The organism is Thalassospira lucentensis (assembly GCF_011806425.1).
Taxonomy (GTDB): Bacteria; Pseudomonadota; Alphaproteobacteria; order Rhodospirillales; family Thalassospiraceae; genus Thalassospira; species Thalassospira lucentensis_B.
On sequence record NZ_JAATOV010000001.1, the window covers coordinates 1,136,864 to 1,151,576 of the forward strand.

The 14,713-nt window shown below is 52.7% G+C and carries 13 protein-coding genes; 5 read left to right on the forward strand and 8 right to left on the reverse strand.

Annotation, left to right across the window (positions count from 1 at the left end; genetic code table 11):
- Nucleotides 1-114: 114 nt before the first annotated feature.
- Nucleotides 115-1,410, forward strand: a complete 1,296-nt coding sequence (gene ahcY, locus HCZ99_RS05290; RefSeq protein ID WP_167445993.1) for an adenosylhomocysteinase — start codon at nucleotides 115-117, stop codon at nucleotides 1,408-1,410.
- A 111-nt stretch (nucleotides 1,411-1,521) separates the two neighbouring features.
- Entirely contained in the window at nucleotides 1,522-1,896 is a 375-nt protein-coding gene (locus tag HCZ99_RS05295; protein WP_167445841.1) for a 5-carboxymethyl-2-hydroxymuconate Delta-isomerase, read from the forward strand.
- 40 nt (nucleotides 1,897-1,936) lie between these two features.
- Here the strand turns inward: HCZ99_RS05295 and HCZ99_RS05300 are convergent, their stop codons facing one another.
- Nucleotides 1,937-2,872 carry a DUF294 nucleotidyltransferase-like domain-containing protein gene (locus tag HCZ99_RS05300; RefSeq protein WP_167445842.1) on the reverse strand — a complete coding sequence of 312 codons (936 nt, stop codon included), beginning with the start codon at nucleotides 2,870-2,872 and terminating at the stop codon, nucleotides 1,937-1,939.
- A 189-nt stretch (nucleotides 2,873-3,061) separates the two neighbouring features.
- Here HCZ99_RS05300 and HCZ99_RS05305 point away from each other — a divergent pair, with 189 nt between their 5' ends.
- Nucleotides 3,062-3,391: a DHCW motif cupin fold protein gene (locus tag HCZ99_RS05305; RefSeq protein ID WP_167445843.1), complete on the forward strand. Its 330-nt coding sequence runs from the start codon at nucleotides 3,062-3,064 to the stop codon at nucleotides 3,389-3,391.
- Between the two features lie 114 nt (nucleotides 3,392-3,505).
- On the opposite strand, the gene HCZ99_RS05310 is transcribed toward HCZ99_RS05305, so the two are convergent.
- The 3 genes from HCZ99_RS05310 to HCZ99_RS05320 form a co-directional block, all read right to left on the reverse strand.
- Nucleotides 3,506-4,786 carry a TRAP transporter large permease gene (locus tag HCZ99_RS05310; RefSeq protein WP_167445844.1) on the reverse strand — a complete coding sequence of 427 codons (1,281 nt, stop codon included), beginning with the start codon at nucleotides 4,784-4,786 and terminating at the stop codon, nucleotides 3,506-3,508.
- Nucleotides 4,786-5,298, reverse strand: a complete 513-nt coding sequence (locus HCZ99_RS05315; RefSeq protein WP_167445845.1) for a TRAP transporter small permease — start codon at nucleotides 5,296-5,298, stop codon at nucleotides 4,786-4,788. Before HCZ99_RS05315 ends, HCZ99_RS05310 begins: the two co-directional genes overlap by 1 nt.
- A gap of 83 nt (nucleotides 5,299-5,381) precedes the next feature.
- Nucleotides 5,382-6,383: a sialic acid TRAP transporter substrate-binding protein SiaP gene (locus HCZ99_RS05320; RefSeq protein WP_167445846.1), complete on the reverse strand. Its 1,002-nt coding sequence runs from the start codon at nucleotides 6,381-6,383 to the stop codon at nucleotides 5,382-5,384.
- 121 nt (nucleotides 6,384-6,504) lie between these two features.
- Here HCZ99_RS05320 and HCZ99_RS05325 point away from each other — a divergent pair, with 121 nt between their 5' ends.
- Nucleotides 6,505-7,389, forward strand: a complete 885-nt coding sequence (locus tag HCZ99_RS05325) for a GntR family transcriptional regulator (protein WP_167445847.1) — start codon at nucleotides 6,505-6,507, stop codon at nucleotides 7,387-7,389.
- 22 nt (nucleotides 7,390-7,411) lie between these two features.
- Here HCZ99_RS05325 and HCZ99_RS05330 read toward each other — a convergent pair whose 3' ends face one another.
- The 3 genes from HCZ99_RS05330 to HCZ99_RS05340 form a co-directional block, all read right to left on the reverse strand.
- A complete protein-coding gene (locus HCZ99_RS05330) occupies nucleotides 7,412-8,755 on the reverse strand; it encodes a TrkH family potassium uptake protein (protein ID WP_175581384.1) in 1,344 nt (447 codons plus the stop codon).
- 3 nt (nucleotides 8,756-8,758) lie between these two features.
- Nucleotides 8,759-9,424: a potassium channel family protein gene (locus HCZ99_RS05335; protein WP_167445848.1), complete on the reverse strand. Its 666-nt coding sequence runs from the start codon at nucleotides 9,422-9,424 to the stop codon at nucleotides 8,759-8,761.
- 87 nt (nucleotides 9,425-9,511) lie between these two features.
- Nucleotides 9,512-10,762, reverse strand: coding sequence for an HD domain-containing protein (locus HCZ99_RS05340; protein WP_167445849.1), 1,251 nt, complete (start codon nucleotides 10,760-10,762; stop codon nucleotides 9,512-9,514).
- 271 nt (nucleotides 10,763-11,033) lie between these two features.
- Between HCZ99_RS05340 and HCZ99_RS05345 the strand changes: the two genes are divergently transcribed.
- Nucleotides 11,034-13,571, forward strand: coding sequence for a sensor histidine kinase (locus HCZ99_RS05345; protein ID WP_254869434.1), 2,538 nt, complete (start codon nucleotides 11,034-11,036; stop codon nucleotides 13,569-13,571).
- Between the two features lie 153 nt (nucleotides 13,572-13,724).
- Here HCZ99_RS05345 and HCZ99_RS05350 read toward each other — a convergent pair whose 3' ends face one another.
- On the reverse strand, nucleotides 13,725-14,681 hold the full coding sequence (locus HCZ99_RS05350; protein ID WP_167445850.1) for a 2-hydroxyacid dehydrogenase: 957 nt from the start codon (nucleotides 14,679-14,681) through the stop codon (nucleotides 13,725-13,727).
- Nucleotides 14,682-14,713 lie beyond the last annotated feature (32 nt).

The window sequence follows — 14,713 nt, forward strand, 5'->3', positions numbered from 1 at the left end:
AATCTTTATATGTCTTCCATCGCAGCCGAGATAACGGCTGCCCAAGAATTTATCAGCGTAACCGTACGGCAGGTGCCATTGCGGCTGCGCCATTTCTGTTTGATTGGAGACGACATGTCGAACTTTACCGATTGCAAGGTCGCAGACATCTCGCTGGCCGAATGGGGCCGCAAGGAAATCGCGATTGCCGAAACCGAAATGCCGGGCCTGATGGCGCTGCGCGAAGAATACGGTTCTGCCAAACCGCTTGCGGGTGCACGCATCGTTGGTTGCCTGCACATGACCATTCAGACCGCTGTTCTGATTGAAACGCTGACCGCGCTTGGTGCGGAAGTTCGCTGGTCTTCATGCAACATCTTCTCGACCCAGGATCAGGCTGCTGCGGCGATGGCTGCTGCTGGCATCCCGGTATTTGCCTGGAAAGGTGAGACCGAGGAAGAGTTTTGGTGGTGCATCGAGCAGACCATTACGGGTCCGAACGGTTGGAAGCCGAACCTCATCCTTGATGATGGCGGCGACGTTACCCAGCTGATCCACGACAAATATCCGGAACTTCTTGAAGACATCAAAGGTCTTTCTGAAGAAACCACCACCGGTGTGCACCGCCTTTACGAAATGGCGAAAAAAGGCACGCTTAAGGTTCCGGCGATCAACGTCAATGACTCGGTCACCAAATCGAAATTCGACAACCTGTATGGTTGCCGCGAAAGCCTGGTCGATGGCATCAAACGTGCAACCGACGTAATGGTTGCCGGTAAAATCGGTGTTGTTGCCGGTTTTGGTGATGTTGGTAAAGGGTCGGCTGCGTCGCTTCGTAGCCAGGGTGCCCGTGTTCTTGTGACCGAAATCGATCCGATCTGCGCATTGCAGGCCGCGATGGAAGGTTACGAAGTCACCACCATGGAAGACGCAGCACCGGTTGGCGATATCTTTGTCACCACCACGGGTAACATCGACATCATCACGCTTGACCACATGCGTGCGATGAAAGACCGCGCAATTGTTTGCAACATCGGTCACTTCGATTCCGAAATCCAGATTGGTTCGCTTAAGAACTACAAATGGGAAAACGTTAAGCCGCAGGTCGACGAAGTCGAATTCCCGGATGGCAAACGTTTGATCGTTCTGGCCGAAGGTCGTTTGGTGAACCTTGGTTGCGCAACCGGTCACCCAAGCTTTGTGATGTCGGCTTCCTTCACCAACCAGGTGCTGGCCCAGATCGAGCTTTGGAAAAACCACGCGAATTACGAAAACAAGGTCTATGTCCTGCCGAAACACCTTGATGAAAAAGTTGCAGCCCTGCACCTTGATCGTCTTGGCGTGAAACTGACCAAGCTTTCGAAAGAACAGGCTGAATATATTGCCGTTCCGCAGGCAGGTCCGTTCAAGCCGGATCATTATCGTTACTAATTGGCATCTGCCAATGTGCATCAAAGCCGGTCCGTTTATTCGGGCCGGCTTTTTTGTTTGGGGCAAAGCCGCCTTGGGCTAAGGTCAAAATAACCAAAAAGGATCACCCATATGCCCCAACTTGAAATCGAATATTCCGCCAAACTGCCGATTGCCGAATCATTGCCCGCACTGGCTGTTGCCCTTCATCATGCGATTGCCAAAACGGCGGATGCCGAACTGGGGTCGTTTAAGACCCGTATTTCACCGCTTGATACCGTCGTGATTGCCGATGGTGGTGCACAGCATGCGATGGTGCATCTGGATATTCGAATGCTGTCGGGGCGCAGTGACGCGGTCAAGTTTACCACCGGTGAAACGGCGCTTGGTTTGCTTCGGGCAGAATTGGCAGATTTGGTGGGGGACTATGCGGTGCAATTTTCGGTCGAGGTTCATGACCTTGATCGGGCCAATTACCATAAATATGTGACCGAACCATCGAACTAGCCAACGTCTTTGGACGGGTGTTCGAGTTCGTTACGGATGCCTACATCAAAAGAGCTTCGTGGATCGGATGATCCGGGCCGTAGCGGTCCTTAAGAAGTTTGATCAATTCGCGCGAAAAGCTTTTACCGGCATCAAGCAAGGACCGAAGTTCGGTGTCATTGCGATCATTTGGGCCAACCTTTTCAAGGCGTGCGCGGACTTCTGGATCAGACAATTCGCACAGGAACCGATCATACAGTTCAAGGGCTGGCAGGCTTTTCGTCCCAAACACGGTTTGCAGGCGGGTGATCGGCGGGAGTTGCAAAAGTTCGGACAGTTTTTCGCGTTTTCCGGTGTAATCCCGGCCTGCGGTTTCTGCTGCGGCAATAATGCCGCCGAAATAAAGCATCTTGCGCGAGAAAACGAGTTTCAGGCGCCGTGGTGCCCATGCCTTGCTGGCGTCGCCTTCGCGGGTTTTGATTTCAAAATCAACACTGATGGTGCGGTAATAGCGGATCACGTCATTGACCAAGAAGCGCGCAATGGAATCCCGGGTGACCGTAGTTGTCACGTAATTGGCGATCAAATCATCAAAGAATTTCCGCTTGCCCGTTTCATTATAAAGCCATTCACATTCAAGCAAAAACAACAGCCGCCGGGTGGTGATGGAGTTGGTGTCGCCATCAAGGCCAATGCGGTTCACCAGTTCCTCGGCGGTGATATAGGACGAAAATGGCCCGTTTACCGCCGGTTTCTTGGTAACCATCTTGCCAAGAATGTCTGAAACTTCGCTGTGCGGCGCTTGTGCGCGTTCGGCTTCGCGGCCAATGATGAAGTAATCAAGATCGGACTGATCAGATGCTTCGTGGCGGCCATAGGACCCGGTGACAACCACACAAAAATTATCCCCCGTCAGTCGCGCAGCCAAAGCACGGCGCATGTCCGACAGACGTTGTGCCGAGTAATTTTGATTGGTTGCGATGGTTGTGGGTAACAAAATACGGTTTGTCCTTGGGTGCGACTCGTTGATCACCAACTAACTGACTATAGTGTAAAGATTAATACCGCGTTTAACTGATATGACAGGTGTGCGCGGACAGCGATTGACCGTCTTTGGGCACGGCGACTAATTTGGCGTCATGTCCCGTCCTTTGAGCTGGTCCCAGATTTAGTGAAAGATTTTACCATGGATATCGCCAATTTGCCGTTTGGCACCACCGATTGGTCCGCGATTGAGCCCACCGAACATACTGGTGAGACAGGTATGGCAACCTGGCGGACACAGAATTTCGGCCCGATCCGGGTGCGGATGGTGACCTATTCCCCGGGCTATCTGGCGGACCATTGGTGCAGCAAGGGGCATATTTTGTTGTGTTTGGAGGGTGAATTGGTGACCGAGCTTGACGATGGCCGGACCTATACCCTCAAACCCGGTATGAGTTATCAGGTGGCGGACAATGCCGAAGCACACCGGTCTTCGACGCAAACGGGTGCGACCCTGTTTGTTGTCGATTGAGCCTTAAGCCTTAAGGCTTGCGTGATCCCAGCTGGTTTCCGTAACCAGCTGGGATCACTTCATTATGTATCGTTTGATCAGGGCCATGCAGTGTGCAGCCCGATGTGCGTGCCCTTATTGCCGATATAGAAGATCGGGCAAGAACAGCGTTATGGACGGCACAAACGTCAGCAACAGCAACACCCCGATCAACGGAACCAAAAACGGCATCGTTGCCTTGGCACATCGTTCAAACGGAACCGATGACACCTTGGACAACACATAAAGCACCATGCCAATTGGTGGCGTTAAAAGGCCGATCATCAGGTTCAAAATAACGATAATGCCAAGATGAACCGGATCGATGCCCAGTTGGATCGAAACGGGCAATAGAACCGGCACCAGAATCGAAATTGCGGCAATCGTTTCCATGAACAGGCCAATCACCAAAACAATCAGCGTGATGATCAAAAGGATGATGGTTTTGTTTTCAGTCAGTCCCAAAAGCGTTTCGGAAAAAATGACGGCGGCCTGATTGGCGGCAAGGATCCAGGCAAAGACACTGGCCGTGCCGACAATCAAAAGGATCGATGCGGTGGTTTCGATGGTATCGATCGACACCCGCATCAACTTTTTCCAGCTCAGCGTGCGATAGACCAACATGCCCAACATCAGCGCGTAGCTTGCGGCACATACGGCGGCCTCGGTTGGGGTGAACATGCCCGATGCAATGCCCCCAACAATGATGATTGGCGTCATCAGCGGCAAAACAGCGGTTTTGAAGGTTGAGCCAACCAGTTTTGGGCTAAAGGCGACATCACGCGGGTAATTGCGTTTGCGCGCCATCCACCAGACCATCACCATCAAGGATGCCGCCATCAAAAGACCCGGAATAATCCCGGCGACAAATAGCTCGCCGATGGAAACCGATGCCATGACGCCAAAAATGACCAAGGGCAAAGACGGCGGAATAATCGGCCCGATGGTGGATGAGGCCGCGGTAATGCCAACCGAAAAGTCATCATCATAGCCCGCATCGCGCATGGCTTTGATTTCAATGGCACCAAGCCCACCGGCATCTGCAACAGCAGCACCGGACATGCCGGCAAACACGATGCTGGCACCGATATTAACGTGCCCCAATCCACCATGGGACCAACCGACAAGGGCGCGCGCAAAGGCGAAAATACGGCTGGTGATCCCGGCAGAGTTCATCAATCCACCGGCAAGGATAAAGAACGGAATGGCCAGCAACGGAAAGCTGTTCATGCCATTGATCATGTTGTGCAGCAAAACGACCGACGGCATGCCTTCGATCAGGATGTAAAACAGCGACGACAGGCCAAGGGCAACCGCGATGGGTACGCGCACAATAATCAGCACGACCAGCGATATTAAAAGGATCAGGAAGGCCATTATTTTTTACCCCGCAAAAGCACGTAAATTTGCCGGATATGAACGGCGACCAACGCCACAAGGGCGGCCATGATCAAACCGTAAAAGTAGTATTTGGGGACCGGCAAGGAGACCATTTTTTGGTAGGCGGTTTTGGTCATCAGTTCATTGAGCGAATAGATGGCAAACCCAAAGAAACCAGCCGACAGGATCAGCGACAGGATTTTAAGAATGGGCAATTTACGCCCGGCAAGCTTATCGATGAATTCAAGCCGGATGTGACTGTCGACAAGCTGACATTTGATCGCGCCGACAAACGCCAGAAGAATAAGCAAATAACGCGCAATTTCTTCGGTCCAGGCGACAGAGTCATTTAAGACATATCGCGTGAAAAATTGCAGAAAGACGGTGGCGAACAGGGCAGCGAAAATGATCAAGGCGGGAATGTCAGCCAAGGTGAGCTTAAAAGAGGAAGTGGCGGCGAGATCTTCTTGTTCCTGTTCGGTGAAAAGATCCCTGTTGATGTCAGACATAGTTGTCTCTCCGTCGGAAACCGAACATGACGTAACCGGGGAACGTGATGTCCCCCGGTTTAAAGCGGAAATGTCGGGCGGGATTAACCTTCGATTGCTTGGAGGCGCTCAAAGATTTCCGGATCCCACGGCATGTCGCTGCTTTTCAGGCGCGGTGCGATGACATCAATAAACGGCCCACGGTCGACTTCGTTCACCGTGACACCCTGTTCGCGGAACCAATCGGCCAGTTCTTTTTCGTTCTGAACGATTTCGTTTGAGGCCTCAGTCCCGGCATCTTGCAGGGATTTGATCAGAAGTTTGGCATCCTCTTCACCCAGTTTGTCCATGGTGTTTGGCGAAACCAGCATGATCAGCGAGTTCAGGATATGGCCAGTCAGATTGATGTTGGACTGAACTTCATAGAATTTTTTGAACTTAATCGTCGGCAGCGGGTTTTCCTGTGCGTCGACAACACCCTGTTGCAAGGCAAGATAGACTTCGGAAAAGGCCATCGGGGTCGGGTTTGCACCGGTTTCCTTCGGGAACATCTGATAGGCAGGCGCATTCGGGGTACGGATTTTAAGACCCTTCATGTCAGCCGGTTTCAAAATCGGTTTGTTCGACGTGACATGGCGCGCACCGTAATAGACCAGACCGGCAATCGCATTGCCCGTAACGTTGGTATATTCTTGGGAAAGTTCGGCAAACAGGTCGGATTTGGTGTAGTTCAGCCAATGTTCGTAACCGCGTACCGCAAATGGATAATCGGAAATCGAAATCGGCGGGTACGACTGCCCAAGATAGGCAACACCGGTATAGATGATGTCGATTGTGCCCAAGGTCAGGGCTTCGTTAATCGCGGCTTCTTTGCCCAACTGGGATGCCGGGAAAACTTCGATTTTGTAACGGCCATCGGTGCGTTCGGCGAACAGTTCGGATGCCTTTAACGCGGCACGGTGGTAAGGGGTGTCTACCTCATAGACGTGGCCGAATTTCAGTGTTTCTTGTGCGGTGGCATTTTGGGCTGTGCCAACAACGGATGCGAGTGCCGCAAGGGCGGTTAGCCCCATTAAAGTGCCTCGGATAATTTTCCGGGTGAACATTGTAACCTCCATGATTTTCATAGTCTTTTTTGTTCTATTTTCAGTTTTATCTTAGGGAAGAGTTGCTATCGCACTCAACTGTCTTTAATGCTTAAAAAACAGGGATAAAGACAGTTCACCGATGGCGCGTTCAGACCGTAAATTCAAAACCAGCTTTAATACGTGGCTTGATGGCGTGTTGATTGGCAACATGCCCGATACGATATCGGGTGTGGCACGGTTACTTGGGGTCAGCCGGACCATTGCGCGCAATGTTTTGCTTCGCGGGGCAGAGATCAAACTGATTTCCGATGTGTCATCCCCGGCAGATTTTTTACGCAAACCAACCCGTGCTGATTATTTTGAGCTTCGCGAAATCAGAAGCCTTGAAGAGCAGCTTGAGAACGATTTTATGGTGTGGCTGAAAGATGCGCAGCCCGCACCGGGAAGCCGATTAAGCGAAGCAGCATTGGCCCGGCGATTTGGTGTCTCAAACACCGTTGTGCGTGAATTTCTGATTGGGCTCAGTCGGTTTGGCTTTATCCGCAAGGAACCGCATCGCAGCTGGATCCTTGAAGGATTTACCGAGCAATATGCGCTTGAGCTTCATGAAGTCCGCCAATTGTTTGAACATCGCGCGATCAAGGCGGTTTTCGATATTCCGCCAGAAGCCCCGTTTTGGGGGCAACTGATCCGCCTACGCGAAGAACATGTGCAGCTTCATCGCGACATCAAAACGCGGTTCACCGAATTTTCCGAGCTTGATACACGCTTTCACCGCACCTTAAACGCGGCGGCGGGCAACCGGTTTATGGACAGCTTTCAAGACTCAATCTCTTTGATTTTCCATTTCCATTACCGTTGGTGCAAAAAGCGCCAAGTTGAACGCAATGGATTTGCTGCCCAAGAACACCTGACCATCATTGATGCCATCCTCAGACGTGATGAGGATGGGGCAATGGCCGCCCTTGAAAACCATCTGAAAACGGCGAATCAAACATTTGTCACCTCGCTTGAGCGTGATTAGCTTTGCCCGCCTATATGCGGGGTTATCCCAAATAAATCTGGCTCGCCGGATAGGAAATGCGCGGTGCGGTTCGGCGTGCCAGGAAGAAGCCAAGGCTAAGCGGGCCAACACGGCCGATAAACATGGTCACCTCGATCACGATACGACCCAAGGTATCAAGTTCCCCGGTCATCCCGCGTGATAGGCCGACAGTCCCAAACGCCGATGTAACCTCAAACACAAGGCTTAGGAAGTCGCCATCATGCGAAAGGGTAATCACGAAAATACCGCTCATGATCACGAAGATCGACATCATGGTCAGTGCCAGGACTTTCATGACTTCTTCGAGTTTGATGCTGCGGCCAAAGGCGTGCAAATGATTGTGGCGTCTGAAAAACGCGATGGTTGCCATCACCAATACGATAAAGGTGGTGACCTTGATCCCGCCAGCGGTCGATGTGCTGCCCGCGCCGATGATCATTAACAGCATCACGGTGAGTGCCGTCGTATCGTGAAGTGCCCCGATATCGACCGTGTTAAAGCCCGCCGTTCGGGTGGTGAACCCCTGAAACCAGCTGACTTGCAGCTTATCAAGCGGGTTTGTGAATGCGCCAAGTGTGTCTGGATTGGTCCATTCAAGGGCGGCAAACATCGCAACCGACCAAATGATCAGGGCCGCCGACCCCGTCAGCATCAATTTGCTGTGCAGCGAAAGCTGGCGCCAATTGCGGTGACGCGAAACATCTGAAATCACACTAAACCCGATACCACCAATCAGCAAAAGGGCCGGGATGATCAGGTTCATCATCGGATTGGTCGCCCAGCGGGTCAGGCTATCGGGCATCAGGGAAAAACCGGCATTGTTAAACGCCGAAACCGAATGGAAGACGGAAAACCACGCCCCTTGTTTCCAGCCAAGATCGGGCACGAACACGGTCAAAAGTAAAATACTGCCGACCAATTCACAGGTCAGGACAACCGATAGAATGGTTTTGATGAGGCCGGCCAGATGATGAAGGGATGTCTGGTTTAAATCTTCCAGCAGAAAGTTGTGATGGCGCAGCCCAATGGGTAGCCCCAGAACGGAAAGGACAAGGGCGGCAAAGGTCATCAAACCCAATCCACCCAGCTGGATCAGCATCAAAATCAATGCCTGACCAACGAAGGTGAAATTTGATCCGGTATCGACAACCGCCAAACCGGTAACCGTAACGGCGGAGGTGGCGGTAAACAGTGCATCGGAAAAAGTGATCGGTTGCGTGACCGATGCGGGCAGGTAAAGTGCCCCGGAACCAATCAGGATCAGCACCAGATACAGGATCGTCAGCAAAAGCGGCGGTGCAATCCGCACCTGTTTACGCGATAGGAATGGGAATGATACCCGCATGGGTTATATGCCGTTGCTAAAGTCGCGCAGGTTTTGGCGACGGCCCAAGATCAGGATTTTATCGCATTCTTGCATGGTCACAGAACCGGTGTCACAGCTGACAAATTCCGACCCGCGCAAAATGCCAAGGCAGCGCAATTCGTGGGACCCTTCAAGTTCGAGCGATTCAATCGTTTTACCGGCCATATTTTCCTGAACTTCAAGATTGATGACATGCATACCGTTGCCAAGGCTTAGGTAATCGCGCACGGCCGGGTTATGAAGCTTTTGGGCGATGTGTTGACCAATTTCCTGTTCAGGCAAGATAACCCGGTCGGGCTCAAGCTTGGTCAGGATGCGGTGGTGGGTTTTGTTGATCGCCTTCACCCAGACGGTTTCCACGCCGAGCAGTTTGACATTCATCGTGCACAGAATGTTGGCTTCAAGGTCTTCGCCGATTGCAATCAGGGCAACGTCATATTTATCCACCCCTGCTTCGCGAAGCGCATCTTCGTCCCGGCCATCGGCAATCACGGCTTCGGACAGAATATCAGACAGGGCGGCGACGGATTTTTCGTGGATGTCGATGCCCATGACATGGTTGCCGTTGCGCGCAAGGTCGGTTGCAACGGTGCTGCCGACAGTGCCAAGCCCGATGATCACGAATGAACGGTTACGTTTTTTGGCCATATCGACGGTTCCTCCTTATGGTGGATTCCCGGATGCAGCAGTCGTCGTTGGCTTACTGCCGGAATGATGCGGTGTATGGTCGGTGTCTTAATCGAACAGGCTTGCCGCTGCGGCCTGTTGCGCGGGATCGGTCAAGTTGCCGACTCGGCGTAAGAATGAATTCTTTTCTTCGTAGTACCGCTTGCCAAGATCGGCAAAGCTTTGGACGTCGACATCGGTATTGATGTGAAATTCGCGCTTGGGCACCGTGGTTGCGTTCGGGTCCATCAAGGCCGCACTGATTTCAGGATCAATCACATCGGCAACGCCATCAAGTTCAATCCGGTTTTTCAAACTGAAAAGGAACTTTTTAAAGGCCGGGTGACGTTGCAAGAACGCCTTTTCCGTCAGCAGGAAGTCATCGGTGGCAAAGTCCGGCGCGTTGTTGATCACAAATTCGCGGCACAAATGGTCGGTGGCAAAGCACATCGGACCAAAAATGAAATTGCGATAGATGTCTTCTTTAAGCTGCCAGAACTTATCAAGCCGTTTAAGCGATTCGTCATCAAGCTTTACGGCGGCTTCTAGCAACAAGCGCGGATGGCAATGGACATAGTTCGGATGAACATATGTCTTGGTGCGGCTAATCCCTTCGAGGGTGTCAATATTGACCGGCCCCGACAGCAAGCTGGCATGCGGATGGGTCGATTTTTTTGACAGCAACGCGATGACTTCGTCGGGATCAACGCCGTGCTTGACCAACAGATGATTAACTGACAGGTCAAGTTCGACCTCGCCGGTGATGATCTGATTGGTCAGTTGATGATGGTTGCGGTTAAACCGCCGGGCAAATTCCGGCTCCAGCGTATGGGAAAATGGGCCATGGCCAATATCATGCAACAGGGCCGCCGCACCCAGTAAATCCCGATCCGCATCCGAAAGCCCCATTAACCGGCAATATTGCTGCGACAGCAGGGCGACACCGATGGTGTGGTCATAACGCGAATGACGGATATTGGCCGGACGTCCATTGGGGTGGAACAGGTAATCAATCGCGCCTAAAAACGAAATTTCGCGCAGCCGTTCAAACGCGTGCGATGCGATCAGCTTTTTATGCAGCGGGCGATCAAAGGCCGATGCGATCTGGGACCGTTTGAAATGGTAGTTATATTGCGGCGCATCGCGAAACAGCAGTTCCCATTCGGCAATGTCATCAGCATTGAAATTTGTGTCAAACAGATCGCCGATTTCCGGCCCCGCATTCTTTGCTTCCTTGAGCGCGGCAGACTCCTTCTGGAGCGCGGCTGGCTTCGCCTTCGCTTGGGATGCAAAAAGGTCTAGTTGCGGTTTGGCACTCATATTGGAAATGACGGGTACGCTGTATCTGTTGTTAATGCTTCGTGCTTACGTGCAGACATAGCCCGTTTGGAAAGCCATGTCATCGCGGTTTTTGCATAAGGATTGCTTGCGAAAGTGGGCTTTAACCAAGGCTATTGCTGCAATGATGCGAAACGGTGGTAAAACCACCCCGTTTTCACCATAATAATAGCTCATAAACACAAACGGTTAACAACACGTGACACGGCAGGCATCCGATCAAGTTCGGCGAAAGGAAAAAGTGAGGGTATTTTTGCGCAAACAGTCAAAATTCCAGCTGTCCAAAATTTGGCAGTGGGGATGTGGTGCGCTTGGCTCGCTGGTTCTTTCAACCGACCTTTATGCACAGGATAAATTCCGACTAGATACCGCCGCCCCGGATGCGTCGGCATCGGATGCCCCGACCGGCATCGGTGCGACAATTTTTGGCAGCTTGGCCGGGTTAAGTGACCGTGACTGGCTTGTGGTTGGTCTGGCGGCGTTTAGTGGTGCGGCCATTGCGGCTTGGGTCGGGTGGCGCTTGTCGCTGCGTGCGCGTCGCCACCTTGAAGAAGTCGAAGATCACGAACACGAACTTGCCGGTGAAACCGAACTTTTCACCCAGCTATTATATGCCGGCCCGGACCCGGTTTATTACTGGAGCCAAAAGGGCTTCGCCGAAGGGGCCAGTCCGACTTTGAAACGTGCGTTCGGATTGGGCGCGGATGGCCGTTTTCCCGATTTGCTTGAACAGTTGCGCGACGAGGATGCCAAGCTCCTAAAAGAGCGGGTGCGTAACCTTAAAACCGGGCATGAACGGTTCGAGCAATGGGTCAATACCGTTGACGAGCGTAAATATCACGTAACGGGCATGGCCGCGCGCAAAGACAAATCCGCCGAAGTTTTGGCCCATGGTTTGTGGTTCCGCGATGAAACCCGCCACACCCGCGAACGTGAAAACCAGTTTGGCGATTTCCAACTTCTTAAGCGCGAGGTTTCTGGCCTTCGCCTGTTGCTTGATAGCTTGCCGTTTCCGGTTTGGCGGCGTGACAGCGAATTGCGCCTGATTGACTGTAATGCGGCCTATGCCGATGCGGTCGAACGGACCGATATCCAAGATGCACTTGAAAATCAGGTGGAAATTGGCGCAGGGATTATTCCCGATCACGGACGGTCGCTTGCGGCATCTGTGCAGCGCAATGGTGAAAACCTGACACGCGATTATCACGTGGTGATTCGCGGTGATCGCAAATTGCTGCGCATTACCGAAATGCTGTCGCAAAATCCCGATGCGCCGGACGAGCTGATTGGTTTTGCCATTGATTGCACCCCGGTCGAAGAATTGCAGTCCGACCTGTCGCGCCATATCCGGGCACATGCGGAAGTACTGGAAAATCTTGGCACCGCGATTGCGGTTTATGGTGCGGATAAGGGGCTTATTTTCTTTAATACCGCCTTTACCAAGCTTTGGGACCTTGATGATGAATGGCTATGGGCAGAACCATCACATGATGATGTTTTGCGCCGCCTGCGTGATGAGCGAAAACTGCCCGAAGTCACCGATTTCGCCCAGTTCCGCAACACCGAAAATCAGCGCTTTACCGATCTTCTAAAATCCGAAGAAGATTTGATGCATTTGCCAAATGGCATGACGTTGCGCCGGATCATTTCCCCCCATCCGTTTGGCGGGTTGATGTTTGTTTATGAAGACGTCACCGACAAACTGGTTCTTGAAAGTTCCTATAACACCCTGATCGCAGTTCAGCGTGAAACACTTGAAAGCCTGCATGAAGCGGTGGGCGTGATCAGTGGCGATGGCCGTTTACGCCTCTATAACCATGGCTTTGCCGATCTTTGGGGCCTTGAAGCCGCCTTTTTGGACGGTTCGCCGCATTTGGCAGAAGTGGTCGAAAAGTCGCGTGAATATTGGCAGGAACGCGATGATTGGGACAAGTTCAAAAGCCGTATGGTGGCACGCATCACCAATCATGAACCGATGAATGGGCGACTTGAACGGTCAGACAATTCGATTGTCGATTTTGCCATTGTGCCGCTGCCCGATGGGGCGGTGATGATGTCTTATATCGATGTGACCGACACCATCCGGGTGGAACGCGCACTTCGGGAACGGAACGAGGCACTGCGCACCGCCGATCAGATGAAGTCGGACTTTATTTCGACGGTCTCACGCGAACTTAGCAAGCCGCTTGATCACATCAATGGCGAATCGGATCGTATGTTGCCGCATTTGTCTGGCAATGTCGCCCAGTCGGTTGAAACCATTCGGTCCGAAGCGCAAAGCATGCTGGCCCTTGTGGATGACATGCGCGATCTGGCAACGCTTGGATCAGGGCAGGTTGCGCTTGAACTCGATACGGTTGACCCCCGGCGTCTGTTGCGATCGCTTGAAGCACTGACCCGCGCACGCCTGGCCGAGCTTAACGTGTCGCTGCGGCTTTATTGTTCGCGCAATATTGGCTGGATGGTCGCCGATGAACGTCGCTTGAAACAGGCGTTGTTTATTCTGGTGACAAATGTGCTGCGCACCGCCCCCGAAGGCAGCGAGGTCTCAGTCGTGGCCCGCAGACGCGGCGAAGATATCGAAATTGCGATTTCGCTGTCTGACGAAGCCCCGCAACCAATGCTGTTTGAAGGACTGCGCGACGGCGAAAGCCCATCGGCAAGACGCGCGCTTGGCATGGCGATGGTGCGTGCCGTGGTTGAAATTCATGGCGGCCGGGTCAAGGTCAGTCGCGATGGCCGCGAAATCGCCTGTATCCTGCCCGCCGGTGAAGAAAGCGATCTTGGCTGATCCCCCAATTTCGGGCCTCAAATGCCCTATCGTTTCGCGTTCACATGAAATACATCGAAATAAAAAGGCGCCGAATTTCGGCGCCTTTGGCTTGTGTCGGTGGGATGTTTCAGGATGCCATCAGGATAGCGTTCTGATGCGTGGGGTGGGGCGTTAAACCGTAAACGGCACGTCCTTACCCGCAACAAATGCATCGATGTTATCAAGTGCGCGGAAGCCCATGGCATTTCGGGTTTCGACGGTGGCCGAACCCAGATGCGGCAGCAAGAACGTGTTTTTCAAGTCGCGATAAGCCGGTTCGATGTTGGGTTCACCGGCAAAAACATCCAATCCGGCCGCTGTGAGCTTGCCTGATTTAAGTGCTGCGATCAGGTCGCCGTCATTGACCACATCGCCCCGTGCGGTGTTCACAATGATCGCCCCATCGGGCAGCTTGGCAATGAAGTCGCGATTGACCATGCCCTTGGTTTCCGCGGTCGAAGGGCAATGAAGCGACAAGAAATCACAATGAGGCAGCAGGTCATCGATGCTGTCGTGATAGGTGGCACCTTGTTCCTGATCTTTGGGCAATTGGCGGCGATTGAAATAATGAACGTCCATATCAAACCCGCTTGCGCGTTTGGCAACGGCCTGTCCGATGCGGCCCATGCCAATGATGCCCAGTTTCTTGCCGGTGACCTGTGTGCCCATCAAATGGGTCGGGCGCCAGCTTGACCATGTAGCGTTGCGCACTTCTGCTTCGCCTTCGCTGGCACGCCGTGCGGCGCCCAGAATCAAAAGCCACGCAATATCAGCGGTGGCATCGGTCAAAACACCGGGTGTGTTGCCGATAATCACGCCTTTTTTGCGCGCCGCATCCAAATCAATATGATCGGTCCCGACCGAAAATGTGGCGATGATTTTGACACTGTCTGGCAGTTCGTCAAAAAAGTCCGCATCAATCGGATCGCCCACCGACACAAGGGCGGCATCCGCACCGTGACACAGCGCAAGGATTTCGTTGCGCGACAATGGATCGTCGTCTTCCTGGGTGCGAATGTCATAGGTCTCAGATGCCCGTTTCGCAACGGCGTCGGGAAGTCGGCGGGTAACGGCAAGAACCGGTTTCATGATGTGTTTCTCCCTGATGAGGATGATTTTTG